This window comes from Caballeronia sp. LZ003 (genome assembly GCF_031451465.1).
Classification (GTDB): Bacteria; Pseudomonadota; Gammaproteobacteria; order Burkholderiales; family Burkholderiaceae; genus Caballeronia.
Genome location: NZ_JARUXJ010000001.1, coordinates 1,974,558 through 2,001,064 on the forward strand (window position 1 = coordinate 1,974,558; position 26,507 = coordinate 2,001,064).

A 26,507-nucleotide genomic window follows, 5' to 3' on the forward strand; every position below is an offset into this window, starting at 1 on the left:
TGTCTCTTTGCGCGCCGTTACTTCCAGATGTTGAGCGGCGACATGATCCAGAAGCCGACCACGACGACCCACACCACCGACACCGGCAGGAACACTTTCCAGCCAAGACGCATGATCTGGTCGTAGCGGTAACGCGGGAAAGTCGCGCGCGCCCAGATGAAGACCGACAGCAGGAGGAAGACCTTGAAAACGAACCAGAACACGCCCGGGATGAACGACAGGAAGCCGAACGGTGCGTCCCAGCCGCCGAGGAACAGCGTCGTGGCGATCGCCGAGATCACGATCATGTTGATGTACTCGGCGAGGAAGAACAGCGCGAACGCCATGCCGGAGTAATCGATCATGTGACCGGCGACGATTTCCGATTCGCCTTCCACCACGTCGAACGGATGGCGGTTCGTTTCGGCGATGCCCGAGATGAAGTACACGACGAACATTGGCAGAAGCGGCAGCCAGTTCCACGACAGGAAGTTGACGCCGAAGCCCGCGAAAATGCCGCGCTGCTGCGACGTGACGATATCCGACATGTTCAACGTGCCCGCGACCATCAGGACGACGACCAGCGCGAAGCCCATCGAGATTTCGTAGGACACCATCTGCGCCGCCGCGCGCATGGCGCCTAGGAACGCGTACTTCGAGTTCGACGCCCAGCCCGCGAGAATCACGCCGTACACGCCGATGGACGAGATCGCCATGACATACAGCAGACCGGCGTTGATGTCGCCGAGCACAGCCTTGGCCTGGAACGGAATGACCGCCCACACGGCGAACGCCGGGACCACCGTCATGATCGGCGCGATCACGTAGATCCACTTGCTTGCTTGCGTCGGCTGAATGACTTCCTTGAGCAACAGCTTCAGCACGTCCGCAATTGGTTGCAAGAGACCTGCCGGGCCGACGCGGTTCGGGCCGAGACGCACGTGCATCCAGCCGATGAGCTTGCGTTCCCAGAGAATCAGGTACGCGACGCACAGCAGGATCACTACTGCGACCACGACAATGCGCACCAGCGCCCACACCGTTGGCCATGCGACGCCCAGAATCTGCGTGCCGCCCGCGTTGATCGTATCGAACAAGCCCATTTACGCCTTCTCCACTACCAGTTCGCCGAACAGGCCGCCAAGCGCGGCGCCGGCTGACGTGCCCGCCGATACGCGGACCACCGATTCCGCCAGATTCGCATCGCGAACCGCGGGCAGCACCACCGACAGATTGCCTTGCTTGACGCGCACTGCTTCGCCGTCTTTCAGGCCGAGCTGGTCGAAAAGCGCGGTCGGCAGACCCGCCATGTTCGCGTCGCGGGCCGCGGCCGTCAGATGCAGCGACGGGGCGCGGCGCACCAGTGCGTCGGCGTGATAGATCGGCACGTCGGCAAGACGCTGGAAGCCGCCGTTCGCCGTGACATTCGACGCCGCGCGCTTGGCCGCGACCGTCGTCTCGTTCGACAAACGCGCGCTCAACTCACCCGTGCCGAGTGCGGCGATACGCACTTCTTCGGCCGTGTCGTAATCGAAGCCCGACAGACCGAGCAACGTGCCGAGCACCCGCAGAACCTTCCAGCCCGGACGCGTGTCGCCCAGCGCGCGCACGACGCCGTTGAACGACTGAGCCGTGCCTTCGGCGTTGACGAAGGTGCCCGACGTTTCCGTGAACGGCGCGATGGGCAGCAACACGTCCGCGTAGTCGAGGCCGTGCTTGAACGACGACATCACCACGACCATTTCCGCCTGCTTCAATGCGGCGATGGCTTGTGCGGGGTTGGCCGTATCGAATTCCGGTTCTGCATTGAGCAGCACGTAGCCCTTGCGCGGCTGTTCGAACACTTCGCGCGCGTTGAGACCGCCTTCGCCCGGCAGGACGTCGACCAGATGCGCGCCCACTGAATTTGCGCCTTCGGTCAGGAAGCCAAGCGTGGCGCCCGTGCTGTTCGCGATCCATTGCGCCGCCGCGTGAATCTGCGCGAAATCGGGATGCTGAACCGCGAGGTTGCCGAGCAGCACGACGCGCTTGTCGCCCGCCGAGAGCGATGCCGCGACATCTTTCGCCGCCGCCGATACTTCGCGTCCGGCAAACGCTTCAGGCAGTTCCGAGCCACGCGCTTCGGCCACCGCGGCTGCGATGCCCGCGAGCTGGTCGAGCCAAGCCGACGGCGCCGCCACCAGGCGATGCGCGGTCGGAATCAGCGAGTCGTCGTTGCTTGCGTTGAGAAGCGTGAGCATGGCGCCATTCTTCGCCGCCTGACGCAGACGCGCGGCCAGTAACGGATGATCGCGACGCAGGAACGAACCGATGACGAACGCGGTATCGACATTCGACAGATCCGCGATAGGCACGCCGAGCCAGGGTGCGCCGACGCCCAGGGGCGCCGAGAAGTCGTTCTGACGCAGACGGAAATCGACGTTGGGCGTACCCACGCCTTCCGCGAATTGCTTCAGCAGGAAAAGTTCTTCGACCGTTGCATGCGGCGTGGCCAGCGCAGCGATGGCGTTCGCGCCGTGGTCCGCCTTGATACCCTTGATGCCCTTCGCCACGTATTCGAGCGCGGTCTGCCAGTCGGTTTCGATCCAGTTGCCGCCTTGCTTGAGCATGGGCGTGCTCAGGCGCTCGTCGCCGTTCAGGCCTTCGTAGGAGAAGCGATCCTTGTCCGAGATCCAGCATTCGTTGATGGCTTCGTTTTCCATCGGCAGAACGCGCATGACGCGATTGTTCTTTACCTGGACGACGAGGTTCGCGCCAACGGAATCGTGCGGGCTCACCGACTTGCGGCGCGACAGTTCCCACGTACGCGCGCTATAGCGGAATGGCTTGCTCGTGAGCGCGCCGACCGGGCACAGATCGATCATGTTGCCGGACAGTTCGGAGTCGACCGTCTTGCCGACGAACGAGGTGATTTCCGAATGCTCGCCACGGCCCAGCATGCCGAGCTCCATCACACCGGCCACTTCCTGGCCAAAGCGCACACAGCGTGTGCAGTGGATGCAGCGCGTCATCTCTTCCATGGAGATGAGCGGGCCGACGTTCTTGTGGAACACCACGCGCTTTTCTTCGCTATAGCGCGATTGCGACTTGCCGTAACCGACGGCCAGATCCTGCAACTGGCACTCGCCGCCCTGATCGCAAATAGGGCAATCCAGCGGGTGGTTGATCAGCAGGAACTCCATCACCGACTGCTGCGCCTTCACGGCCTTGTCGGAGGTGGTACGCACGATCATGCCGTTGGATACGGGCGTGGCGCACGCGGGAACGGCCTTCGGCATCTTTTCGACTTCGACGAGGCACATCCGGCAGTTCGCCGCGATCGACAGCTTCTTGTGATAGCAGAAGTGAGGAATGTACGTATCGACCTTATGCGCAGCCTGGATCACCATGCTGCCTTCAGGAACCTCGACCGTCTTGCCGTCAATTTCTAGTTCAACCATGATGGATAAAGATCCTCAACCTCTGTCGCGCATCTGATTGCGCGTCTGATTACGCGGTAAGCGCTTCGGACGCCGCATGATGCGCGTGCCCGCCGACGAGACAATGCTTGTGCTCGACGTGATATTCGAATTCGTTCCAGAAGTGCTTGAGCATGCCGCGCACGGGCATGGCCGCCGCATCGCCGAGCGCGCAAATCGTGCGGCCCATGATGTTTTCGGCAACCGAGTTCAAGAGATCCAGATCTTCCTTGCGGCCAAGTCCGTGCTCGATACGATGCACCACGCGGTACAGCCAGCCCGTGCCTTCGCGGCAAGGCGTGCACTGACCGCACGACTCTTCGTAGTAGAAGTACGACAGACGCAGCAGCGAACGCACCATGCAACGCGTTTCGTTCATGACGATGACCGCGCCCGAGCCGAGCATGGAGCCCGCCTTGGCGATGGAATCGTAGTCCATGTCCGTTGCGAGCATCATCTCGCCCGGCACGACCGGCGCCGACGAACCGCCTGGAATGACCGCCTTGATCGACTCGCCGCGTACACCGCCGGCCAGTTCCATCAGCGTGGCGAACGGCGTGCCGAGCGGCACTTCATAATTGCCAGGACGATTCACGTCACCCGACACCGAGAAGATCTTCGTGCCGCCGTTATTCGGCTTGCCGATCTCGAGGTAATTCTGCGGGCCGATTTCCAGCAGGAACGGCACGGCCGCGAACGTCTCGGTGTTGTTGATGGTGGTCGGCTTGCCGTACACGCCGAAGCTCGCCGGGAACGGCGGCTTGAAGCGCGGCTGGCCCTTCTTGCCTTCCAGCGATTCCAGCAGCGCGGTTTCTTCACCGCAGATATACGCGCCATAGCCATGATGCGCGTACAACTCGAACGAAAAGCCCGTGCCCAGGATGTTCGCGCCGAGATAACCGGCCGCGCGCGCCTCTTCGAGCGCCGCTTCGAACACGCGATAGACCTCGAAGATCTCGCCGTGAATGTAGTTGTAGCCCACGGTGATGCCCATTGCGTACGCGCCGATGGCCATGCCTTCGATCAGCGAATGCGGGTTCCAGCGCAGGATGTCGCGATCCTTGAACGTGCCCGGTTCGCCTTCGTCCGAATTGCAGACGAGATACTTCTGCCCCGGGAACTGACGCGGCATGAAGCTCCACTTGAGGCCGGTCGGAAAACCCGCGCCGCCGCGGCCGCGCAGACCCGACGCCTTGACGTCGGCGATCACTTGCTCGGGCGGAATCTTCTCTTCGAGAATGCGCCGCAACTGCTTGTAGCCGCCGCGCGCAACGTAATCTTCGAGATGCCAGTTCTCGCCGTTGAGGCCAGCGAGGATCAGCGGCTTGATGTGACGATCGTGGAGTGACGTCATTTCGAAAGTTCCTCGATCAACTGGTCGATCTTCTCGTGGCTCAGGAAGCTGCACATGCGGTGATTGTTCACCAGCACGACGGGTGCGTCGCCGCACGCGCCGAAGCATTCGCCTTCTTTCAGCGTGAACTTGCCGTCCGGCGTGGTTTCGCCGAAGTCGATGCCAAGCTTCTGCTTGAGGTACTGAGCAGCACTATCCGAGCCACCGTCCGGGCCGAGTTGGCAAGGCAGGTTCGTGCAAAGCGTGATCTTGTGCTTGCCGACCGGCGCGAGGTTGTACATGGTGTAGAACGTCGCGACTTCCTGCACGGCGACCGGCGGCATGCTGAGATAGCTCGCCACGAACTGCATGAGTTCCGGCGAGAGCCACCCGTGCTCTTCCTGAGCGACAGCCAGCGCTGCCATCACCGCGGATTGCTTTTGCTCCGCGGGATATTTCGCGACCGCGCGATCGATTTCTTTCAGGCCTTCAGCTGAGATCATTTTCAGACACGACTCTTTCAATTCCTACCGAACGAAAACCTGCCGCGCCCTTCTTGTTGCGGCAGACCTGGCGTCCTGCGGTTTGCTGTTATTGCTGCTGCGCTGTTCGCTTGGGCGTCGAGCGAGAACCAATACGAACGGCTATCAGCGATCGATTTCGCCGAACACGATGTCTTGCGTGCCGATGATCGTCACGGCATCCGCGATCATGTGGCCGCGCGCCATTTCGTCGAGCGACGCGAGATGCGCGTAGCCCGGAGCGCGAATCTTGAGGCGATAAGGCTTGTTCGCGCCGTCCGAAATCAGATAGATGCCGAACTCGCCCTTCGGATGCTCGACGGCGGCATAAGTCTCGCCTTCGGGCACGTGGAAGCCTTCGGTGAAGAGCTTGAAGTGGTGAATCAGCTCTTCCATGTTGCTCTTCATGCCGACGCGCGAAGGCGGCGCAACCTTGTGATTATCGACCATCACCGGGCCCGGATTCTTGCGCAGCCAGGCAATGCACTGTTTGGCGATACGCACGGACTGACGCATTTCCTCGACGCGCACCAGATAGCGGTCGTAGCAGTCGCCGTTCACGCCAACCGGGATGTCGAAGTCGAGTTGGTCATACACCTCGTACGGCTGCTTCTTGCGCAGATCCCATTCGATGCCCGAGCCACGCAGCATTGCACCGGAAAGACCCATCTGCAACGCGCGCTCAGGACTCACCACGCCGATGCCGACAAGCCGCTGCTTCCAGATACGGTTGTCGGTGAGCAGCGTTTCGTACTCGTCGACACAGTGCGGGAAGCGATTGAAGAAGTCTTCGATGAAGTCGAGCAGCGAACCTTGACGGTTCTCGTTCATCCGGTCAAGCGCCTTCGCATTGCGAATTTTGGACGCCTTGTATTGCGGCATTGCGTCAGGCAGATCGCGATAAACGCCGCCCGGACGATAGTAAGCCGCGTGCATGCGCGCGCCCGACACCGCCTCGTAGACGTCCATCAGATCTTCGCGCTCGCGAAACGCATAGAGGAACACCGCCATGGCGCCGACGTCGAGCGCGTGCGATCCGATCCACATCAGGTGGTTCAGCACGCGCGTGATTTCGTCGAACAGCACGCGGATGTACTTCGCGCGGATCGGCACGTCGATACCGAGCAGCTTTTCGATGGCGAGCACATAGCCGTGCTCGTTGACCATCATCGACACGTAGTCCAGGCGGTCCATGTACGGAACCGACTGAATGAAGGTCTTGGTTTCCGCCAACTTTTCGGTCGCGCGATGCAAGAGGCCGATGTGCGGATCTGCGCGCTGGATGACTTCGCCGTCGAGTTCCAGCACAAGACGCAGCACACCGTGCGCTGCAGGGTGTTGCGGGCCGAAGTTCAGCGTGTAGTTCTTGATCTCTGCCATGGCGTTCTCTTAATGTTTCAGACCGCCGTAGCGATCTTCGCGAATCACGCGCGGCGTGATCTCGCGCGGTTCGATCGTCACAGGCTGATACACGACGCGCTTCTCTTCCGGGTCGTAGCGCATTTCCACGTAGCCGGAGATCGGGAAGTCCTTGCGGAACGGATGGCCGATGAAGCCATAATCCGTGAGAATGCGGCGCAGGTCGGGATGGCCTTCGAACACGATGCCGTACAGGTCGAACGCTTCGCGCTCGTACCAATTTGTCGACGACCAGATGTCGACCACCGACGGCACGATGGGCACTTCGTCGTCCGGTGCGAACACGCGCACGCGCACGCGCCAGTTGTTCGCGATGGACAGAAGATGCAGCACAGCGGCAAAACGCGGGCCGTCGTAGACGCCGTCGCCGAAGGTCGAATAGTCGACGCCGCACAGGTCCATGCACTGCTCGAAGCCGAGCGAGCGATCGTCACGCAGCCGGGTCGCGACTTCGATGTAGTCGGCCGCTTTCACGACCACCGTTACCTGACCCAGCGACTCGGTGACTTGGAGACGGTCGCCAAACGCCGCCTCGAGGTTCGCTTTGAGGGTCTCGAGTTTGCTTGCCATAATTGGGGAGGTTCAGGCCTTTATTGACGCGCGATGGTGTTGGTCCGGCGAATCTTCGCCTGCAACTGGATCACGCCGTAGACCAGCGCTTCGGCGGTCGGAGGACAGCCGGGCACGTAGACGTCGACCGGAACGATACGGTCGCAGCCGCGCACGACGGAATACGAATAGTGATAGTACCCGCCGCCGTTCGCGCACGAACCCATGGAGATGACCCAGCGCGGCTCGGCCATCTGGTCGTACACCTTACGAAGCGCGGGCGCCATCTTGTTGCACAGCGTGCCTGCCACGATCATGACGTCGGACTGACGCGGGCTCGGGCGAAACACCACCCCGAAGCGATCCAGGTCGTAGCGCGCCGCGCCCGCATGCATCATCTCGACCGCACAGCAGGCGAGACCGAACGTCATCGGCCAAAGAGAGCCGGTGCGCGTCCAATTGATCAGCTTGTCAGCCGTGGTGGTGACAAAGCCTTCCTTCAAGACCCCTTCGATACTCATTTGTTTTCCACTCCAGATGAGCTGCCAGCCATAGCCGCCCATGAATCCGGTGATCTAACTTTCATTCCCAGTCGAGTCCGCCCTTTCTCCAGATGTAGGCGAAGCCGAGCAAAAATTCGAGCAGAAAAATCATCATGGCCATGAAGCCCGGCCACCCGATATCGCGCAGGGCAACACCCCACGGAAACAGGAACGCCGTCTCAAGGTCGAAGATGATGAAAAGAATCGCGACGAGATAGTAACGCACATCGAACTTCATACGCGCGTCTTCGAAGGCTTCGAAGCCGCATTCGTACGGTGCGTTCTTTTCGGTGTCGGGTCTGTTGGGACCGAGAACTTTGCCGATGCTGACCAACGCTATACCCAGACCGAGGCCGACTACGATAAACAAGAAGACGGGGTAATAGGGTGCGAGGTTCAAGGCTATCCTCAGATCGGTAGATGTGGTCTGTGACTGTCTGGGTGCTGCTGCCGGCGCAAATGCACGGCGGAGAATTCACTTCGGACCGCTTGGTAACTCTTCGGCACCATGCTTATCACAACGATAAGTCAATGTGAAACCGTAAGGGTACTCCAGAAGTGACAATGCCAGCCGAAGCGATGCATGCGGCTGGCATTTGGATAACTTTTTGGTGCCGACGGCGAGACTCGAACTCGCACAGCTTTCGCCACTACCCCCTCAAGATAGCGTGTCTACCAATTTCACCACGTCGGCACTGTACTGCAATCCGGGAAAACAACTTCTTAATTGCCGCGAATCGCTACAAGACTTGAATTATAACTAGGTCTCACGAATTGTTCAACGCACAAAACACGAATAACGCGAAAATTTGTTCTGGGCGTTTCTTGGACAACCCGGCCAAGGAGTTCGGCGATTTACTTCGGCACGTCGGAACCCGGCGCGCTCGACGCAGGCGCGGCGGATGCCGGCGCAGTCGCAGCGGCAGGCGCCGAACCCGACTTTGCCGCAGCAGGCGCGGAAGCCGTGGGCGCAGGCATTGCACCGCCAAGAACGCCCGCGGAAACCTGCGGCTTGTAGCTGCCGATGTATGTCAGCGCCAGCGTCGTCACGAAGAAGACCGCGGCAAGCACGGCGGTCGTGCGTGATAGGAAGTTAGCGGAACCGGTCGCGCCAAACAGACTGCCCGATGCCCCACTTCCGAACGCCGCACCCATGTCCGCACCCTTGCCATGCTGCAACAGCACAAGCCCGATTACGCCAAGCGCCGACAACAACTGGACGACGATAATCAAAGTCTTCAAATACAGCATTTCAACTCACCTGGATCTTGATGTTTCCGTGACACTCATGTGCCGCGATTTGCTTCTTCGTCTGCCTGACGCTTCGGCCGTTTACTGAATCTCGGCCAACGCCGCCTGGCAAATCGCAAGAAAATCTTCCGACTTCAAGGACGCGCCGCCAATCAGCCCGCCGTCGATGTCCTGTTGCCCGAACAATTCCTGCGCGTTCTCGGGCTTCACGCTGCCGCCATACAACAGCGGCACGTTCGCCACCGACGCACCCTTCTCCGCCAGCTTCGCACGCACGAACGCGTGAACATCCTGCGCTTGCTGCGCCGTGGCGCTCTTGCCCGTGCCGATGGCCCACACCGGCTCGTACGCCACCACGATGCTCGCTGCCTGTTCCTCGGTCAACGCGAGCAACACGGCTTCGAGCTGCGTGCCGACGACTTCTTCCGTCGAGCCTGCTTCGCGCTGTTCGAGCGTCTCGCCGACGCACACAATGGGCGTCAGGCCTGCGTCGATTGCACGCAGCGCCTTGGCCGCCACGAGTTCCGGGCTTTCGCGATGATACGCGCGCCGCTCGGAATGCCCGACGATTGCATATGTCACACCGAAATCGGCGGCCATTTCCGCCGCGACTTCTCCGGTGAACGCGCCCTTCTCATGCGCGGACACATCCTGAACGCCCCAGCGCACGACCGAGCCGCTCAAAAGCGCCTGCGATTGCGCGAGGTACGGACATGGAACGCATACGCCCACACCCACGCTCTTCTGCAAGGCCGACGCCCCAACGGCGACCTCGCTCAGCAAAGCCGCGTTCTCTTTGATGCGGCCATGCATCTTCCAGTTGCCCACCACCAGTTTCGCTCGTTGTCTGGACATTGTCTCGTCACTCGACGGCGGTGGAATGACACCGCCATGCGTGGCGGCCTTTGAAGATCACCGGGGCGAACCCGATCGTTCATCAATCGTTCACCCGGAGGTTCAAAGACCACTCTGTTATAGGAATGTTTGAACCCTCTGCGCGTATTTCGAAAAAGCGAACTGCCAACTGCTTGCAAAACAGGCGATTTTACTGTGATACGGCGAAACCGGTCAAACCGCCAGAACCGCAACGCGCAACAATCAAGGGCAATCAGGCGTCCTCGCGCCAGTCGAGCATGATTTTGCCGACGTGCGTGCTGCTTTCCATCAACGTGTGTGCGGCTGCGGCTTCGCTTGCCGGGAACACCTGATGAATCACCGGCTTGATACGCCCCGCCTCGATCTCCGGCCAGACTTGCTCTTTCAGCTTAGCGGCAATCTTCGCCTTGAACGCCACCGGACGCGGCCGCAGGGTCGATCCGGTGATGACCAGCCGACGCCGCAGCACGTCATTGAGATTGATCTCCGCTTTTGCGCCGCCAAGCAGCGCGATCACGCAGATACGCCCGCCATCCGCAAGCGACTTCAGTTCGCGCGGGAGATAATCGCCCGCGACCATGTCGAGAATGACGTCGACTCCACGATCGTTCGTGAGCGAACGCACCACTTCGACGAAATCTTCCGTCTTGTAGTTGATCGCGCGCTCCGCGCCGAGTGCTTCGCAGGCGCGGCACTTTTCGTCGCTGCCGGCCGTGGCGAACACGCGAAAGCCGAGCGCCTTCGCAATCTGTATGGCCGTCACGCCGATACCGCTCGATCCGCCCTGCACGAGCAGCGTCTCCTCGTCGCCGTTTTCGCCCGAACCGAGATGCGCGCGCTCGAAGACATTGCTCCACACGGTGAAGAACGTTTCCGGCAGCGAAGCCGCTTCGATGTCCGTCAATCCAGCCGGAACCGGCAAACATTGTTCGAGCGGCGCAACCGCGTATTCCGCGTAACCGCCGCCCGCGAGCAGTGCGCAGACGCGATCGCCCTTCTTGAGGCCGAACGGATTATGTTTAGGATCGAAGTCGCCATCGACGATCTCGCCCGCCACTTCGAGCCCCGGCAAATCCGACGCGCCCGGCGGCGGCGCATACGCGCCCTTGCGCTGAAAAACATCGGGCCGGTTGACGCCGGAAGCGCTCACCTTGATGAGCACTTCGCACTTGCCCGGCTCGGGCTTCGGGCGCTCGCCCAGCTTCAGCACTTCGGGTGCACCAAACTCAGTGATTTCGATGGCCTTCATTGCTTCTCCCAGACAGTCAGTCGTGTGGCAAGCGCGTTGACTTGGCGAACCAGATGGCACTGTGCCGCGCGGGCAACACGCGCTCCACAGTGCCATCGGGTCCGGCGATGCATCGGACAAAGCGTCGCCCGCTGCACCTCATACAAGAAAACGGCCGGCTCGCAGATGCGGCCGGCCGTCGACACATTACCGCATTACTGCTGCGGCTGCGTCGGTTCGGCTTGTTGCGCGGCTTCGTTCAGAAGCGCCTTGGCCGACAGACGCACGCGACCCTTCTCGTCCGTCTGGATGACCTTGACCTTCACGATCTGGCCTTCCTTCAGGTAGTCGTTGATGTCCTTCACACGCTCGTTGACGATTTCCGAGATGTGCAGGAGACCATCCTTGCCCGGCAGGATATTCACGATCGCGCCGAAGTCCAGCAGCTTGAGCACCGGACCTTCGTACACTTGGCCCACTTCCACTTCGGCCGTGATGTTCTCGATACGCTTCTTCGCCTCGGCCATGCCTTCCGAGCTCGTGCTCGCAATCGTCACGACGCCGTCGTCGGAAATGTCGATGGTCGTGCCGGTCTCTTCCGTCAGCGCGCGGATCACCGAACCGCCCTTGCCGATCACGTCGCGAATCTTCTCCGGATTGATCTTGATGGTGATCATGCGCGGCGCGTAGTCCGACAGCTCCGTGTTCGTGGTCGGCACCGCGGCGGTCATCTTGCCGAGGATATGCATGCGGCCTTCCTTCGCCTGCGCGAGCGCGACCTGCATGATTTCCTTGGTGATGCCCTGAATCTTGATGTCCATTTGCAGCGCCGTCACGCCTTGCGCGGTGCCGGCCACCTTGAAGTCCATGTCGCCGAGGTGATCTTCGTCGCCGAGAATGTCGGTCAGAACCGCGAACTTGTTGTCTTCGAGGATGAGACCCATGGCAATGCCGGCCACGTGCGCCTTCATCGGCACGCCGGCGTCCATCAGCGCGAGGCAACCGCCGCAGACCGAAGCCATCGACGAAGAGCCGTTCGATTCCGTGATTTCCGACACGACGCGGATGGAATAGCCGAATTCGTCGGCGTTCGGCAGGCACGCGACCAGCGCGCGCTTGGCGAGACGGCCGTGACCGATTTCACGGCGCTTCGGCGAACCGACGCGGCCCGTTTCGCCCGTCGCGAACGGCGGCATGTTGTAGTGAAGCATGAAGCGCTCGCGGTATTCGCCTTCGAGCGCGTCGATGTTCTGCTCGTCGCCCTTCGTGCCGAGCGTGGCGACGACCAGCGCCTGCGTCTCGCCGCGCGTGAAGAGCGCCGAGCCGTGGGTGCGCGGCAGAACGCCGGTGCGGATTTCGATCGGACGCACGGTGCGCGTGTCGCGACCGTCGATACGCGGTTCGCCGTTCAAAATCTGCGAACGGACGATCTTCGCTTCGATGTCGAACAACACGTTGCCGATGGTCGCCGCATCCGCCGCTGCCGTGCCCGAAGCAGCCGCGTCCGCTGCGAGCCTCGCCGAGGTCGCCGCGAAAACTTCCTTCAGCTTGGCCGAACGCGCTTGCTTGTTGCGCAGTTGATAAGCCGCTTCCAGTTCCGGCTTGGCGATTTCCGTGACGCGCGAGATGAGCGCTTCGTTCTTCGGGGCCGGCTGCCAGTCCCATTCCGGCTTGCCGCCGTCGCGCACCAGTTCATGGATTGCGTCGATGGCGATTTGCATCTGCTCGTGGCCGAACACGACCGCGCCGAGCATGACTTCCTCGGACAACTGCTGCGCTTCCGATTCCACCATCAGCACCGCGCGTTCCGTACCGGCGACCACGAGGTCGAGCGCCGATTCCTTCATTTGCGGACGCGTCGGGTTCAGCACATATTCGTTGTTTATGTAGGCGACGCGCGCGGCGCCGACCGGGCCGTTGAACGGCAGACCGGACACGGCGAGCGCTGCCGACGCGCCGATCAGCGCGGGAATGTCGGCGGGAACGTCCGGGTTCAGCGACAGGACGTGGATCACGACCTGCACTTCGTTATAGAAGCCTTCCGGGAAGAGCGGGCGCAGCGGACGGTCGATCAGGCGCGAGATGAGCGTTTCGCCTTCGGACGGACGGCCTTCGCGGCGGAAGAAGCCACCCGGGATCTTGCCGGCGGCGTAGGTCTTTTCGAGGTAATCGACGGTCAGCGGGAAGAAATCCTGACCCGGCTTGGCGGTCTTTGCGCCGACGACAGTGGCGAGCACGACGGTATCTTCGACATCGACGATCACCGCGCCGCTTGCCTGACGAGCGATTTCACCCGTTTCCAGGCGGACGTTATGCTGTCCCCACTTGAATTCCTTGACGATCTTATTGAACATTGCGACTCCTTCTACGTTGCGCCACGCCGGATCGGTGGACGTTTGCCCACCGGACGGCGCTGGCTAGGCGGTACCGAGCCGCGCTTGAGAGGTGTGTTATGCCATTCCAGCGCGCCGCGCGCATTGAGTGTTCGTACCGCGCTGGAATGACACAAAGCTCCGCCGCGAGGCTGCACCGAGTGTCTGTCCGGATGAAGCATCCGGGGTAAAGCATGTGAACTACTTGCCGATTATCAGCATTCGACGAACCCAATGATGAGAGATCGACCGAGCGCTGACCGGGCAAATGATCAGGCGAGCGGATCGCGCAAAAACAAAATGCCCGTATCAGCGAACTGACACAGGCACTTCGTTAGAACGCTGGCCGCAAAGCCACGTTTGGGCGCAATTACTTACGCAGACCCAGTTTTTCGATCAGCGAGCGGTAACGGTCCGCGTCCTTGCCCTTCAGGTAGTCGAGCAGCTTGCGGCGACGGCTCACCATGCGCAGCAGACCGCGGCGGCTGTGGTGGTCCTTCGTGTGGGCCTTGAAGTGGACGGTCAGTTCGTTGATGCGGCTCGTGAGCAGTGCGACTTGCACTTCGGGGGAGCCAGTGTCGTTGGCGCCGCGCGCGTATTCGGCGACGACGTCGGACTTCTTGATTTCTGCTGCGGACATTTGCTTTTCCTTTAAAACAGACAGGCGGTCACGGAAGAAAGGCCGTGCCGTGGTTTGTTCACGATAAATTCGCTTCTTCCAGACTCTTGGTTTCAGACTGTTTTCGACAGCCGGACCGAGTCAAAAAAGCGAAGCGCAGAGTATAGCATAGGGCGAAGTCCGAAAGACGGGCAACTAGCGCGCCGGACGCGCCATCTGGCATGTCGACGGCTGGACGGTCTTTTCCGCCGGCACCGCAAGCAGCGTCCGAAAGCCATAGTCCGAGCCTTCGTTATCGAACCGGATGCCCGCCGTGCCCGCCTTGTCCATCTCCATGACATACAGGGGCTGGATCAATTGATGATCTTCCGCGCGCATGGTCGATGCGTGGAATCCTTCGCCATCGAACTTCATGCCTTCGAGCGCGCGGGCCACGGCGTAAGGGTCCGCGCTGCCGACGCGCGTCATCGCGGCGGCGAGCATCTCGATCATCAGCGGCATGCGCAGCACGAGGTAATCGTCCGATGCCGCCGGATAGCGCGCGCGGAAATCGCGGTAATACGCGTCCGATAACGCGCCGCCCGCATTCGGATGCCAGTCGGCGACCGCGATCACGCGCTTTACGCCGGCGTCACCCAGCGCGGCCGGGGCGCCGAGACTGTTGCCGTAGAACGTGTAGAACTTCGTGTCGAGCCCCTGCTCGCGCGCCGCCTTGACGAGCAGCGTGAGATCGTTGCCCCAATTTCCGGTGATGACCGCGTCGGCCCCGCTCGCGCGAATCTTCGCGATATACGGCGCGAAATCCTTCACGCGGCCGATCGGATGAAACTCGTCGCCCGCAATCGCGATATCCGGCCTGCGTTCTTTGAGCGCACGCTGCGCTTCGCGGCTGACGTCGTGGCCGAAGCTGTAATCCTGATTCAGCAGATAGACCTTTTTGACCGCGCGATCGTTCTTCAGCGCGTCCGCGAGCGCGTCCATGCGCATGCCGGCGTGGGCATCGAAGCGAAAATGCCAGAAACTACACGCGGCGTTGGTCAGGGCGGGATCGTCGGCGGAGTAGTTGAGGAACACCACGCGATGCTCGGGCTCGCGCCGGTTCTGCTTGTCGATGGCCGTCACCAGCGCGGCCGCCACCGCCGAACTGTTGCCCTGCATGACGAAGCCTATCCTGTCGTCGATCGCCGCGCGCAACTGTACGAGGCTCGCCTCGCTGCTGCCTTTGCCATCGAGCACGACGAGTCGCAGCGGGTGCATGCCGTCGGCGAGCTTCACGCCGCCCTTCGCATTCACGCGCTCCACGCCGAAGCGCAAGTTGCGCTCGACCGCCGCGCCTGCGTTGGCGAAAGGTCCGGACATGCCCTCGATCATCGCGAGCTCGATGGGCGGCAAGTCAGCGGCGCTTACGTGCGCCATGAAAGACGACATCGCGCAGGCCAGCGCGGCCCGTTGCAGCCATCGCGCGGCTCGTTTGCTTGCGGATTCGCTCACCGTCAGCCCTTCCAGTCGAAGAAAGGGCGGATCATAGGACGGCTATGGCTCGCGGTGCAAGTGCGGCGATTCCGCGAGCGCCCTCTTCGCGTCGATGAGAGGCATCGCGCTTTTGTCCCGATGGCGTGTCAAAATCGAACGCGAACGATCCAGGCTTTGGCGACGATCGTCAAAACGATGAATGCGACAACGCGCGGCGCGCTGGAATCCTCGAGGCGCCAAGAACGTTAACACTGTCGCGACACAAGAATATGTGGAGGCCTTCATGCTGAACTCTTTCAACCGGCTGCGCGGCACGCTCGCTTGCGTGGGTGCCGCGCTCATGCTCACGGCTTGCGCGCAGCCCTGGCAAAACTTTCAGACGGGCGCGGATTCATCCACGCTCACCGCGCGCTTGGGCCCGCCACGCGAAGTCTACGATTTGCCCAACGGCGGCAAGCGCCTGATGTGGCCGACTCAACCGCTCGGTGAAGTCACGACCGCCGCCGATGTCGATGCCTCCGGCAAGATCGTCAGCGTGCGGCAAGTGCTCGACGAGAACGAGTTCTACAAGGCGCAGATCGGCACGTGGACCAAGACGGACGTGCTCGTGAATTTCGGCCGTCCGGTGGAGACGTCGTACTTCCCGCTGATGAAGCGCGAAGTCTGGACGTATCGCTATATGGAGGCGAACGTCTGGTACATGATGTACAACTTCTATTTCGATGAACAAGGCATCGTGCGTCTCACGCAAAAAACGCCAGACCCGCTGCACGATCCCGACCGCCGCAACGCCTTTTGAAGTATTCAAAATGACGGAGGCCTCGCTAATCGCGAGGCCTTTGGTTTCGAGCTACATCAAGCCGCGATCAAAGCTGCGGGTTGAGCTTTTCGACCTTCGAATGCAGCTTGTTCAACGCGGCGATATAAGCCTTCGCCGACGCCGCGATGATGTCCGGGTCCGTGCCCACGCCATTCACGATCCGCCCGCTCTTCGAAAGACGCACCGTGACTTCGCCCTGTGCCTGCGTGCCGGTCGTGATTGCATTGACCGAATACAGCACCAGTTCCGCGCCGCTATCCACCTTCGATTCGATCGCGTGCAACGTCGCATCGACCGGACCGTTGCCGCGCGCTTCGCCCGTCACTTCCGCGCCTTCGACCGCGAACACCACTTGTGCTTGCGGTTGCTCGCCGGTCTCCGAATGCTGCTTCATCGACACGAAGCGGAAGTGTTCCTTCGCCTGCGCTTCCGCCGATTCCTCCGAAACGATCTGCATGATGTCTTCGTCGAAAATTTCGGCCTTGCGGTCGGCCAGTTCCTTGAAGCGCGCGAACGCGGCGTTCACGTCGGCCTCGGATTCGAGTTGCACGCCGAGTTCTTCCAGACGCTGCTTGAACGCGTTACGGCCTGACAACTTGCCGAGCACGATCTTGTTCGCCGCCCAGCCCACGTCTTCCGCGCGCATGATTTCGTACGTGTCGCGCGCCTTCAGGACGCCGTCCTGGTGGATGCCCGACGCGTGTGCAAACGCGTTTGCGCCGACCACTGCCTTGTTCGGCTGCACGACGAAGCCGGTGATCTGCGAAACGAGCTTCGACGTGGGCACGATCTGCGTCGTATCGATGCCGACGTCGAGCCCGAAGTAGTCCTTGCGCGTCTTGATCGCCATCACGATTTCTTCGAGCGACGTATTGCCCGCGCGTTCGCCGAGTCCGTTCATCGTGCACTCGACCTGACGCGCGCCGCCGATCTGCACGCCCGCCAGCGAATTGGCGACGGCCATGCCGAGGTCATCGTGACAATGCACGGAGAAGACCGCCTTGTCCGAATTCGGGATGCGCTCGCGCAGCGTCTTCACGAGATTGCCGTACAGCTCGGGCACGCCGTAACCGACCGTATCCGCGATATTGATGGTACGCGCGCCTTCGTCGATCACCGCTTCGAGCACGCGGCAAAGAAAGTCGATGTCAGAACGGCTGCCGTCTTCCGGCGAGAACTCGACGTCGTCCGTGAACTTGCGCGCAAAACGCACCGCAAGACGCGACTGCTCGTACACCTGTTCCGGCGTCATGCGCAGCTTCTTTTCCATATGCAGCGCGGACGTCGCGATGAACGTATGGATGCGAAACTGGCTCGCGGGTTTCAAGGCGTCGGCGGCGCGCTGGATGTCCTTGTCGTTCGCGCGGGCAAGCGAGCAGACCGTGCTGTCCTTGATCATCGAGGCGATCGTGTGGATGGCGTCGAAGTCTCCGTTCGAGCTGGCCGCGAAGCCCGCTTCGATCACATCGACCTTCATGCGCTCCAGTTGCCGCGCGATACGGATTTTTTCTTCCTTCGTCATGGACGCGCCGGGGGACTGCTCGCCATCGCGCAAGGTCGTATCGAAGATGATCAACTTGTCTGCTGCCATGTTGGACTCCAGTGGGGAGAATTATCGACTGTTGGAATTATCGCGTTGAAGCGAAAGACAAAAGGGAATTCGGGTGTTCGCGCCACCGCTGGCGTCGAAAACCTTGAACGAGCAGACGGGAGGCGAGAAGAATCAGCGCGGTAGACGCGCTCGTAGCGATAGTGCGCGTAGCGACGCACCAGCCGAATAAAGCGAGAGGGAGAACGAGACAAAGTTCATTCGAAAACTATAACGGCTTTTAGGAACGCGTGCAATCGGGCTTTCCGATCGAACCGATTGACTTTTACCTGCCGCTTGTCATGCAAAACAGCGCGTAGGAAAACAAAAAGCCTGCATTCCGTTGGGAAGCAGGCTTTCGTAGATTCAGACGGCTTACAACTTACGGCTTAGTAACCGCCGATACTCGCGCTCACGCGCTGACGCAATTCGCTACCGTCGGTGAACTGCACGTTGTCGATGCGGCGCGCGCCCTGGAAGCGCTGCTCCCAGTAACCGCTTTCCATGTCGTCAACGCGGATCGTGCTGCCGGTGGACGGCGAATGCACGAACTTGTTGTCGCCAATATAGATGCCGACATGCGAAAACGAACGGCGCATGGTGTTGAAGAACACGAGATCGCCTGGCTTGAGATCCGACACGCGGACCTTCTCGCCGACACGGCTCATTTCCTCGGCGCGGCGCGGCAAGGTCATGCCGAGCGTGTCCTGAAAGACGTATCGCACGAAGCCGCTGCAATCGAGGCCGGAATCCGGTGTATTGCCACCCCAGCGATAACGCACGCCAATCATATTGAGTGCGCCGACGACCACATCGCCCGCCTTGCTGGCAACGCCAGAAAGAAACGAGCGTGCGCCGCCAGGAGCGCTGGCGGTGTCTGCCGTGGCGGCGACTGGGCTGATCTTGGAGGAGTTCGAAGCGTTGCCGTTGCTGGCAACTTGGCTACTTTGGCTATTACTGCTGACTTCGTCGGCGAACGCGCCGGAAGTTGTTGTCATCAGAAGGCCGATCAACATGCCTGCGGCTGCCCGCGCGCATGTCTGAGTCAATGTCAATGGCTGCATCGGTCGGTAGGTTTTACAATTAAAGACTGAAAAATCAGGGAGATACGAGAAAGTTTGGAAGGATACTAGCCACAAATTATTTAACTGTCAAAAGAAATAGGAAAATACAATTGAGACGAGCACCCAATTGATGAAAAAGAAAGATTTTTAGGATTCCAGCGCTGCCCTCAGTAGCTTTCGTGTGTATTCCTCTGAAGGGTTCGAAAAAATCTTCTCTACTTCTCCCGCTTCCACGACAATTCCGTTTCTCATCACGGCCACGCGATGCGCCATTGCGCCGATCACTTCGAGGTCGTGGCTAATGAAAACATAACCGAGATTGTGCTTCTTCTGAATATCGGCGAGCAGCGTCAGAACTTGCTGCTGGATAGAAACGTCTAGTGCACTCGTCGGTTCGTCGAGAATCAGAATGCTGGGTTCGAGCACCAATGCCCGCGCAATTGCGATGCGTTGCCGTTGTCCGCCGGAAAACTCGTGCGGATAACGCGTAAGCGCCGTCCGATCCATCCCCACCTCACGCAGCACGGCAATGACCTTGTCGCGCCGCGCCGGCGCCTTCAGTTCCGGCCGATGCAACGCAAGCCCCTCCCCGACGATTCGTTCCACCGTCTGACGAGGCGAAAGCGAGCTGAACGGGTCCTGAAACACCACTTGCAGATTCGACCGCAGCACAGTTTTTTCGCGTCCGCGAAAATCGCCGAGCGCGCGCCCCTGGAACTGCACCGCGCCGTTCGATACGCGCTGCAAGCCGAGCAACGCCATGGCCAGCGTGGATTTGCCCGATCCCGATTCCCCGACGATGCCAAGCGTCTCGCCTTGCCGCACGGAAACGCTCACGTCGTCGACGGCTTTGAAGCGGCCGCGCCTGAACCAGCCGTTGATGCCTGGCAGTTTCGTCGCATAGTCGACCGAGAGGTTTTTGGCATCGAGCAAGACCGGCGCGATGGGCAGCACGGGCAGAACGTGGCGCTTCGGTTTGCTTTCGAGCAATCGCTGCGTGTACGGGTGCTGCGGCGAGGTGAAAATGTGCTCCACCGGCCCGCTTTCCACCAGAAGACCCTTCTCCATCACCGCGACGCGCTCGGCGAAGCGCCGCACGAGATTCAGATCGTGGGTGATCAGCAGCACGGCCATGCCGCGCTTCTCGGCTTCGTCACGCTGCAGTTCCAGCAGGAGATCGACGATCTGCGCGCGGATGGTCACGTCGAGCGCGGTGGTCGGCTCATCCGCGAGCAGAAGGCGCGGCCGGCACGCGAGCGCCATCGCGATCATCACGCGCTGACGCTGCCCGCCCGACAACTGATGCGGGTAGCTGTCCACACGCCGCTCGGGCTCGGTGATGCCGGTACGCGCCAGCAACGCGATGGCACGCTGACGCGCCTCGCGCGGCGTCGCGCCGTCGTGCAACTGAATGGTCTCGCCGATCTGGTCGCCGACCGTGTAGAGCGGATTGAGCGCGGTCATCGGCTCCTGGAAGATCATCGCGATGTCGGAGCCGCGCAGGCCGCGCATCGCGTGCTCGCTCTTCGACAGCAACTCCTCGCCGTTGAAGCGAATGGTGCCGCTGAGTTCGGCATCGCGCACGAGGCGCAGGATTGCCAGTGCCGTCACGCTCTTGCCCGATCCCGATTCGCCGACGAGCGCCACGCGTTCGCCCGCGCGAATGTCAAGGCTCACGCCGTCGACCGCGACGGTATCGCCGAAACGCACGCGCAGGTCGTCGATCGCCAATAACGGTTCGCTCATGCTCGCGCTCACTTCGCGCCTCCGGCCTTCACCGCATCCGCAATCCGCGTGTCGAGCGCGTTGCGCAAGGCGTCGCCCATGAAAGTCAGAAGCAACAGGGTCGCTACCAGCACGCCGAAGGTGGACAGCGAAATCCACCACGCGTCGAGATTGGCCTTGCCTTGCGCGAGCAATTCACCAAGCGACGGCGTCGGCGACGGCACGCCCAAGCCGAGAAAATCGAGACTCGTGAGCGCGAGAATCGCTCCGCTCATGCGAAATGGCAGAAATGTGATGACGGGCGTCAGGCTATTGGGCAGCACATGCCGCCAGATGATCTGCCAGTTGGACAAACCCATCGCGCGCGCGGCGCGTACGTAGTCTTGCGTGCGGTTGCGCAGAAACTCCGCGCGCACGTAGTCCGAGAGCCCGATCCAGCCGAACAGCGACAGCAGGATGACCAGCAAGACGAGGCTCGGCTCGAAGATCGACGCGAAGATGATCAGCAGATAAAGCTCCGGCAACGCACTCCAGATTTCGATCAGCCGTTGCCCGGCGATGTCTGTCCGGCCGCCGAAGTAGCCCTGCACCGCGCCCGCCACCACGCCGAGCACCGTGCCGATGGCCGTCAGCACGAGCGCGAACAGCACCGATACGCGAAAGCCGTAGACGAGCCGTGCGAACACATCGCGCCCGCGGTCGTCGGTGCCGAGCCAGTTCTCGCGCGACGGCGGCGCGGGATTCGAGCCCTTCGAGAAGTAATTGAGCGTGTCGTAGTAATAGTGATTCGGCGGATAAACCGCGAAATTGCCCGGCGCGCTGAAGCGGTCGCGCACGAACGGGTCGAGATAATCGGCGGGCGTCGGATAGTCGCCGCCGAACGTCGTTTCCGCGTAGGTCTGCACGATCGGAAAATACAAGTGTCCCTGGTAGCGCACGACGAGCGGCTTGACGTTCGACCAAAGCGGGCCGGCCAGGCTGATCGCGAACGCCACGACAAACACGATCAGACTCCAGTAGCCGAGCTTGTGCTGCCTGAAACGCATCCACACCCGCCGCGAAGGCGATGGCGAAACCGGCTCGCGCAAGGGCTGCGCATCGGCGGCGCCGCGTGAGGATCGTGAAGAAGCGGCTCGGTTCATCAGCGCTCCAGTTGCTCGAATTGAATGCGCGGATCGACCCAGACGTAGCAGAGATCGGAGATGAGCTTGGTCGCAAGCCCGATCAGCGTGAAGAGATAGAGCGTGCCTAGCACGACGGGATAGTCGCGCCGCACCACGGATTCGTACGAGAGCAGTCCGAGTCCGTCGAGCGAGAACAGCGTTTCGATCAGCAGACTGCCCGTGAAGAATGCGCCGATAAACGCTGCGGGAAAGCCGACGATCAGCGGCAGGAGCGCATTGCGGAACACGTGCTTCCAGAGCACGCGTCTTTCGGAAAGGCCCTTCGCGCGCGCGGTGAGCACGTATTGCTTGCGGATTTCGTCGAGAAACGCGTTCTTGGTCAGCATGGTGACGATGGCGAAGCTGCCGACCACCGACGCCACCACCGGCAAGGTGATGTGCCAAAGATAATCGACGATCTTGCCGCCGAGCGAGAGCGTGGCCCAGTTATCCGAAGTGAGATTGCGCAACGGGAAAAGCTGCCAGAACGAGCCGCCGCCGAACAGCACGAGCAGCAGCACGCCGAGCACGAAGCCGGGAATCGCGAAACCGATCAGCACGATGAGACTCGTCGCCACGTCGAAGCGCGAGCCGTTTCTCACCGCCTTCGCTATCCCGAGCGGCACCGATATCAGATAAGTGATGAAAAACGTCCATACGCCGATGCTGATCGACACCGGCAGTTTCGACACGATCAGCGACCAGACGCTTTGATGCCGGAAGTAACTGTCGCCGAGATCGAAGCGCGCGAACTTGCCGAGCATCAGCCAGTAACGCTGCAAAGGCGGCTTGTCGAAGCCGTAGAGCGCCTTGAGTTGCGCGACCTGCTGGGCATCCACGCCAGTATGCGTGCGCAGCCCGAAGCCGCCGCCGCCTTCCGCGTTGCCGCGCCGCAGATCGTGCACCGCCTGCTCGACAGGCCCGCCCGGCACGAACTGAATCACGACGAAGGTCAGCGTGAGCACGCCGATGAGCGTCGGGATCATCAACAGAATGCGTTTGAGTATGTAGCTCCACATGGCGCGCGGTCCTGTTATTTCGACGCGGCGGCTTTCGCCCACCACGCCGACACTACCCACTCTTCCGCCGTGTAGTAGAGCGGCAAGGTCGCGGGGTACTGAAGCGTATTGCGATACGCCACCCGATGCGTCGCCGAATACCAATGCGGCACCACGTAATAGCCATTCATCAGCACGCGATCGAGCGCGTGAGTGGCATCGACGAGTTGTTCGCGCGTCTGCGCGCCCACCACTTTTTGCAGAATCGCGTCGACCGCCTTCGACTTCACGCCGGCGAGATTGTCGGAGCCTTGCTCGTCGGCGGACTTGCTGCCGAAGCGCGAGACTTGCTCCGTGCCGGGAATCTGCACGTCGGGCATGCGCACGCTCGTGACGTCGAAATCGAACGCGTCGAGCCGTTTTTGGATCAGCGCGTAGTCGACGGTGCGAAAGTTCATCGTGATGCCGAGCTTTTGCAAATTGCGCCCGAACGCGGCGGCGACCGGTTCCATGGAGGCGCCGCCGCCCGTATCGTCGAGAATCTCGAACACGAAGGGCTCGCCCTTCGCATTGCGCAGCGCGCCATCGCGATACGTCCAGCCCGCCTCGGCGAGCAATCCGCGCGCCTTGATGAGGTTGGCGCGCAGCGATCCGGGCGGATCGGTGTCGGGCTGACGCGGCATCTCGCCGAACACGGACGCCTCGAGGTCCTTTTTGAGCGGATCGAGAATGGCGAGTTCGCCGTCGCTCGGCTTGCCCTTCGCCTGCAAGTCCGTATTGACGAAGAAGCTGTCGATGCGCCTGTACTGATTGAAAAACAGTTGCCGGTTGAGCCACTCGAAGTCGAGCGCGAGATCGAGCGCCTGACGCACGCGCACGTCCTTGAAGAGCGGCCGGCGCGTGTTCATGAAAAAGCCCTGCATGCCGGTGCCGTTATGCTGCGGGAATTCGCGCTTGATGAGTTCGCCGCTGTCGAAGCGCTTGCCGATATCGCGCCGCACCCAGCTTCGCGCAACGTATTCGACGAGCACGTCGTACTCGCCCGCCTTGAAGGCTTCGAGCCGCGCGACCGGGTCCGAATACAGCTTGTAGTGAATCTGCGCGAAATTGAACAAGCCCACGCGCACCGGCAACGCCGCGCCCCAGTAGTTCGGGTTGCGCTTGTACGAGATGGTGCGGCCGTTGTCGTATTGGTCGATCAAATACGCGCCGCTGCCGATCGGCTTCTGAAACGCGAGTTGATCGAACGGAATACGCGTGCCGTCGGGCTTCACTCCCCATTTGCGCGAAAACACGGGAATGCCGCCCGCGAGCAACGGCATCTCGCGCGTCGCTGTCTTGAATTCGAAGCGAATGGTCGATGCGTCCACCACGACCGCGCGCGCGATCTGCCCGAAGTACACGGAGAACTGCGGCGCGGCGAGCGGGCTTTTCAGCGTCTCGAACGAGAACTTGACGTCCTCGGCGGTAACGGGATCGCCATTCGAGAAATGCGCTTTCGGGTTGATGTGGAACGTGGTGGACAGGCCATCGGGTGCGACGGCGATGTCGTCGGCAAGCAAGCCATAACCGGTCGATACTTCATCGAGACTGCCGGTGGTCAGGCTTTCGAACATCAGCGAGAGCCCCGGCGCGGGATTACCGCGCAAGGTGAACGGATTGAATTTGTCGAAGCTCGTCAGGCGGTTCGGATTGGCGAGTACGAGCGTGCCGTCGCGCGGCGCGTCGGGATTGACGTAATCGAAGTGACTGAAGCCGGCCGGATATTTCGGCTCGCCGTACTGTGCGTAAGCGTGCGCCGCCTCGGCCTGGTTCGCGCCCGAGACGATCGATCCGGCCAGCGCGAGCGCAATGGCCATGCGCCATGCGCGGGTTGGGCGGATCGTCGTGCGAGTCGTCATAAGCTCCTTGGGCGCCGGGTATCGCGCAATCGACGTTCGGGTCGGGCAGGCCATTGCGATGTGAGAGAATTCTACCCAAATCAAAAGCCGTGCGACCGTGGGTCAATTGCGCCGCACGCGCTTGAGGCTCACGCGGCGCTGGCAGATGCGGCTCGTTCGCCAACGTGCGCGACATTGACTTCAAAGGAGCATTCATGGGCTTTCTCGCTGGAAAACGAATTCTGCTGACGGGCTTGCTGTCGAACCGTTCGATTGCCTACGGCATCGCACAGGCCTGCAAGCGCGAAGGCGCGGAGCTGGCGTTCACCTATGTCGGCGAGCGTTTCAAGGATCGCATCACCGAATTCGCAACCGAATTCGAAAGCGATCTGATCTTTCCGTGCGATGTCGCGAACGACGCCGACATCGACGCACTCTTCGCGTCGCTCAAGGAACGCTGGGATTCGCTCGACGGTCTCGTGCATTCCATCGGCTTCGCGCCGCGTGAAGCGATCGCGGGCGACTTCCTCGACGGCATGACGCGCGAAAACTTCCGTATCGCGCACGACATTTCGGCGTACAGCTTTCCGGCGCTCGCCAAGGCCGCCAAGTCGATGCTGTCGGACAGTTCGTCGCTGCTCACGTTGAGCTACCTCGGCGCCGAGCGCGCGATTCCCAACTACAACACGATGGGTCTTGCCAAGGCATCGCTCGAAGCAAGCGTGCGCTATCTCGCGGCTTCGATGGGCAACAACGGCGTGCGCGTGAACGGCATCTCGGCCGGTCCCATCAAGACGCTCGCGGCCAGCGGCATCAAGGGCTTCGGCAAGATTCTCGATTTCGTCGAAAACAACGCGCCGCTCAAGCGCAACGTGACGATCGAACAGGTGGGTAACGTGGCGGCGTTCTTGCTGTCGGATCTCGCGGCCGGCGTGAGCGCGGAAATCGTGCACGTCGATGCGGGATTCAATGCGGTGGTCGGCGGCATGGCGGGCGTGACCGAATAACGCCTGCGGCGCTCGATCATGTGCAGAGGGCTGCTCTCTTGCGAGAGCGGCCCTTTTGCTTTTGTGTTCGGGTTTTTGCAAGTGCTGGCGTCGTGACAGCCGCTTACACAGCGCCATGCATGCGGGCGTGATCTTCGTGAACCTCGCCTTCGGGAACGTTGGCTTTGTGAAGAACGCCTTTGGTAGCGTCGTCTAAAGGCCCGCTATATCTGCCGACTCGGCAGCCACACTGGACCAGCGCGTTCAATGCCTGCCACCATGTCCGTTGCCATGACCATTGCCGTGTCCGTACCCGTTACCGTGTCCGTGTTGCGGCCCGCGATTGTAGCCATGCCCGTAACCGTGGCCGTGATAACGGTTCCAGTCGTTCCGGTTCCAGTAACGGCGCCCATCCCAATATCGATTTCCTTACCAGCCGATGACCACGGGCGGACGCGCATAAACCGGAGCCGGCTGATAAATCACAGGCGGCGGAGGCGGCGCGTACACAGGCGCGGGTGCAACGTACACCGGCGCGGGGGTGCCGACGTTCACGCCTACGTGTACATCGGCGTGCGCGGTGCCACTTATCGCTGACGCGGTCACGATCAACATGCCGCCCAGCACTCGCCCCATGACATTCACTTTCATCGCGTGGTCCTC

22 protein-coding genes, 1 tRNA gene and 1 pseudogene are annotated in these 26,507 nt (G+C 61.3%); 2 read left to right on the forward strand and 22 right to left on the reverse strand.

Annotated elements, in window-relative coordinates; genetic code table 11:
• Positions 1-17 precede the first annotated feature (17 nt).
• The 15 genes from nuoH to QCE79_RS08840 form a co-directional block, all read right to left on the reverse strand.
• On the reverse strand, positions 18-1,082 hold the full coding sequence (gene nuoH, locus QCE79_RS08770) for an NADH-quinone oxidoreductase subunit NuoH (RefSeq protein ID WP_244825480.1): 1,065 nt from the start codon (positions 1,080-1,082) through the stop codon (positions 18-20).
• The gene (gene nuoG / locus QCE79_RS08775) at positions 1,083-3,419 is read right to left on the reverse strand and encodes an NADH-quinone oxidoreductase subunit NuoG (protein ID WP_250525970.1); all 2,337 of its coding nucleotides are present in this window, start codon (positions 3,417-3,419) and stop codon (positions 1,083-1,085) included.
• A gap of 49 nt (positions 3,420-3,468) precedes the next feature.
• On the reverse strand, positions 3,469-4,791 hold the full coding sequence (gene nuoF, locus QCE79_RS08780) for an NADH-quinone oxidoreductase subunit NuoF (protein WP_244825483.1): 1,323 nt from the start codon (positions 4,789-4,791) through the stop codon (positions 3,469-3,471).
• Positions 4,788-5,273: an NADH-quinone oxidoreductase subunit NuoE gene (nuoE, locus tag QCE79_RS08785; protein ID WP_244825485.1), complete on the reverse strand. Its 486-nt coding sequence runs from the start codon at positions 5,271-5,273 to the stop codon at positions 4,788-4,790. The genes nuoF and nuoE overlap by 4 nt, the downstream gene beginning before the upstream one ends.
• Before the next feature lie 144 nt (positions 5,274-5,417).
• The gene (locus QCE79_RS08790; RefSeq protein ID WP_250465136.1) at positions 5,418-6,671 is read right to left on the reverse strand and encodes an NADH-quinone oxidoreductase subunit D; all 1,254 of its coding nucleotides are present in this window, start codon (positions 6,669-6,671) and stop codon (positions 5,418-5,420) included.
• Positions 6,672-6,680: 9 nt separating this feature from the next.
• Complete coding sequence (locus QCE79_RS08795) at positions 6,681-7,280, reverse strand: NADH-quinone oxidoreductase subunit C (RefSeq protein WP_244825489.1); 600 nt, start codon at positions 7,278-7,280, stop codon at positions 6,681-6,683.
• A 20-nt stretch (positions 7,281-7,300) separates the two neighbouring features.
• Positions 7,301-7,780, reverse strand: a complete 480-nt coding sequence (locus tag QCE79_RS08800) for an NADH-quinone oxidoreductase subunit B family protein (protein ID WP_006052903.1) — start codon at positions 7,778-7,780, stop codon at positions 7,301-7,303.
• 61 nt (positions 7,781-7,841) lie between these two features.
• The gene (locus tag QCE79_RS08805; protein WP_244825491.1) at positions 7,842-8,201 is read right to left on the reverse strand and encodes an NADH-quinone oxidoreductase subunit A; all 360 of its coding nucleotides are present in this window, start codon (positions 8,199-8,201) and stop codon (positions 7,842-7,844) included.
• Between the two features lie 209 nt (positions 8,202-8,410).
• Positions 8,411-8,495: transfer RNA gene (locus QCE79_RS08810), tRNA-Leu, on the reverse strand.
• Positions 8,496-8,656: 161 nt separating this feature from the next.
• Complete coding sequence (gene secG / locus QCE79_RS08815) at positions 8,657-9,052, reverse strand: preprotein translocase subunit SecG (RefSeq protein WP_244825493.1); 396 nt, start codon at positions 9,050-9,052, stop codon at positions 8,657-8,659.
• A gap of 81 nt (positions 9,053-9,133) precedes the next feature.
• On the reverse strand, positions 9,134-9,907 hold the full coding sequence (gene tpiA / locus QCE79_RS08820; protein WP_250509197.1) for a triose-phosphate isomerase: 774 nt from the start codon (positions 9,905-9,907) through the stop codon (positions 9,134-9,136).
• 253 nt (positions 9,908-10,160) lie between these two features.
• Positions 10,161-11,177 carry an NAD(P)H-quinone oxidoreductase gene (locus QCE79_RS08825; protein ID WP_244825496.1) on the reverse strand — a complete coding sequence of 339 codons (1,017 nt, stop codon included), beginning with the start codon at positions 11,175-11,177 and terminating at the stop codon, positions 10,161-10,163.
• A 194-nt stretch (positions 11,178-11,371) separates the two neighbouring features.
• Entirely contained in the window at positions 11,372-13,510 is a 2,139-nt protein-coding gene (gene pnp, locus QCE79_RS08830; protein WP_309843463.1) for a polyribonucleotide nucleotidyltransferase, read from the reverse strand.
• A gap of 388 nt (positions 13,511-13,898) precedes the next feature.
• A complete protein-coding gene (rpsO, locus tag QCE79_RS08835; protein WP_244825500.1) occupies positions 13,899-14,168 on the reverse strand; it encodes a 30S ribosomal protein S15 in 270 nt (89 codons plus the stop codon).
• Between the two features lie 174 nt (positions 14,169-14,342).
• Complete coding sequence (locus QCE79_RS08840) at positions 14,343-15,575, reverse strand: branched-chain amino acid ABC transporter substrate-binding protein (protein WP_309845260.1); 1,233 nt, start codon at positions 15,573-15,575, stop codon at positions 14,343-14,345.
• Positions 15,576-15,903: 328 nt separating this feature from the next.
• Here QCE79_RS08840 and QCE79_RS08845 point away from each other — a divergent pair, with 328 nt between their 5' ends.
• Positions 15,904-16,419, forward strand: coding sequence for a hypothetical protein (locus QCE79_RS08845; protein WP_244825501.1), 516 nt, complete (start codon positions 15,904-15,906; stop codon positions 16,417-16,419).
• A 67-nt stretch (positions 16,420-16,486) separates the two neighbouring features.
• On the opposite strand, the gene QCE79_RS08850 is transcribed toward QCE79_RS08845, so the two are convergent.
• The 6 genes from QCE79_RS08850 to QCE79_RS08875 form a co-directional block, all read right to left on the reverse strand.
• Positions 16,487-18,031, reverse strand: coding sequence for a 2-isopropylmalate synthase (locus QCE79_RS08850; RefSeq protein ID WP_244825503.1), 1,545 nt, complete (start codon positions 18,029-18,031; stop codon positions 16,487-16,489).
• Between the two features lie 386 nt (positions 18,032-18,417).
• On the reverse strand, positions 18,418-19,092 hold the full coding sequence (locus QCE79_RS08855) for a C40 family peptidase (protein ID WP_309845263.1): 675 nt from the start codon (positions 19,090-19,092) through the stop codon (positions 18,418-18,420).
• Between the two features lie 147 nt (positions 19,093-19,239).
• Complete coding sequence (locus QCE79_RS08860; protein ID WP_309843468.1) at positions 19,240-20,838, reverse strand: dipeptide ABC transporter ATP-binding protein; 1,599 nt, start codon at positions 20,836-20,838, stop codon at positions 19,240-19,242.
• Between the two features lie 8 nt (positions 20,839-20,846).
• Entirely contained in the window at positions 20,847-21,959 is a 1,113-nt protein-coding gene (locus tag QCE79_RS08865; protein ID WP_309843470.1) for an ABC transporter permease, read from the reverse strand.
• Positions 21,959-22,999: a microcin C ABC transporter permease YejB gene (locus tag QCE79_RS08870; protein WP_250465142.1), complete on the reverse strand. Its 1,041-nt coding sequence runs from the start codon at positions 22,997-22,999 to the stop codon at positions 21,959-21,961. The genes QCE79_RS08865 and QCE79_RS08870 overlap by 1 nt, the downstream gene beginning before the upstream one ends.
• A gap of 14 nt (positions 23,000-23,013) precedes the next feature.
• Positions 23,014-24,837 carry an extracellular solute-binding protein gene (locus tag QCE79_RS08875; protein WP_250492623.1) on the reverse strand — a complete coding sequence of 608 codons (1,824 nt, stop codon included), beginning with the start codon at positions 24,835-24,837 and terminating at the stop codon, positions 23,014-23,016.
• A gap of 236 nt (positions 24,838-25,073) precedes the next feature.
• Here QCE79_RS08875 and fabI point away from each other — a divergent pair, with 236 nt between their 5' ends.
• Positions 25,074-25,865 (forward strand): enoyl-ACP reductase FabI, encoded by a 792-nt coding sequence (gene fabI, locus QCE79_RS08880; RefSeq protein WP_244825511.1) that lies wholly within the window; start codon positions 25,074-25,076, stop codon positions 25,863-25,865.
• Between the two features lie 243 nt (positions 25,866-26,108).
• Here the strand turns inward: fabI and QCE79_RS08885 are convergent.
• Positions 26,109-26,495: pseudogene (locus QCE79_RS08885) on the reverse strand (hypothetical protein).
• Positions 26,496-26,507 lie beyond the last annotated feature (12 nt).

Coding starts and splice junctions, on each gene's coding strand:
- nuoH (WP_244825480.1), bottom strand. CDS start 1,082: ATGGGCTTGTTCGATACGATCAACGCGGGCGGCACGCAGATTCTGGGC.
- nuoG (WP_250525970.1), bottom strand. CDS start 3,419: ATGGTTGAACTAGAAATTGACGGCAAGACGGTCGAGGTTCCTGAAGGC.
- nuoF (WP_244825483.1), bottom strand. CDS start 4,791: ATGACGTCACTCCACGATCGTCACATCAAGCCGCTGATCCTCGCTGGC.
- nuoE (WP_244825485.1), bottom strand. CDS start 5,273: ATGATCTCAGCTGAAGGCCTGAAAGAAATCGATCGCGCGGTCGCGAAA.
- QCE79_RS08790 (WP_250465136.1), bottom strand. CDS start 6,671: ATGGCAGAGATCAAGAACTACACGCTGAACTTCGGCCCGCAACACCCT.
- QCE79_RS08795 (WP_244825489.1), bottom strand. CDS start 7,280: ATGGCAAGCAAACTCGAGACCCTCAAAGCGAACCTCGAGGCGGCGTTT.
- QCE79_RS08800 (WP_006052903.1), bottom strand. CDS start 7,780: ATGAGTATCGAAGGGGTCTTGAAGGAAGGCTTTGTCACCACCACGGCT.
- secG (WP_244825493.1), bottom strand. CDS start 9,052: ATGCTGTATTTGAAGACTTTGATTATCGTCGTCCAGTTGTTGTCGGCG.
- tpiA (WP_250509197.1), bottom strand. CDS start 9,907: ATGTCCAGACAACGAGCGAAACTGGTGGTGGGCAACTGGAAGATGCAT.
- QCE79_RS08825 (WP_244825496.1), bottom strand. CDS start 11,177: ATGAAGGCCATCGAAATCACTGAGTTTGGTGCACCCGAAGTGCTGAAG.
- pnp (WP_309843463.1), bottom strand. CDS start 13,510: ATGTTCAATAAGATCGTCAAGGAATTCAAGTGGGGACAGCATAACGTC.
- rpsO (WP_244825500.1), bottom strand. CDS start 14,168: ATGTCCGCAGCAGAAATCAAGAAGTCCGACGTCGTCGCCGAATACGCG.
- QCE79_RS08840 (WP_309845260.1), bottom strand. CDS start 15,575: ATGTCGTCTTTCATGGCGCACGTAAGCGCCGCTGACTTGCCGCCCATC.
- QCE79_RS08845 (WP_244825501.1), top strand. CDS start 15,904: ATGCTGAACTCTTTCAACCGGCTGCGCGGCACGCTCGCTTGCGTGGGT.
- QCE79_RS08850 (WP_244825503.1), bottom strand. CDS start 18,031: ATGGCAGCAGACAAGTTGATCATCTTCGATACGACCTTGCGCGATGGC.
- QCE79_RS08855 (WP_309845263.1), bottom strand. CDS start 19,092: ATGCAGCCATTGACATTGACTCAGACATGCGCGCGGGCAGCCGCAGGC.
- QCE79_RS08860 (WP_309843468.1), bottom strand. CDS start 20,838: ATGAGCGAACCGTTATTGGCGATCGACGACCTGCGCGTGCGTTTCGGC.
- QCE79_RS08865 (WP_309843470.1), bottom strand. CDS start 21,959: ATGAACCGAGCCGCTTCTTCACGATCCTCACGCGGCGCCGCCGATGCG.
- QCE79_RS08870 (WP_250465142.1), bottom strand. CDS start 22,999: ATGTGGAGCTACATACTCAAACGCATTCTGTTGATGATCCCGACGCTC.
- QCE79_RS08875 (WP_250492623.1), bottom strand. CDS start 24,837: ATGGCCATTGCGCTCGCGCTGGCCGGATCGATCGTCTCGGGCGCGAAC.
- fabI (WP_244825511.1), top strand. CDS start 25,074: ATGGGCTTTCTCGCTGGAAAACGAATTCTGCTGACGGGCTTGCTGTCG.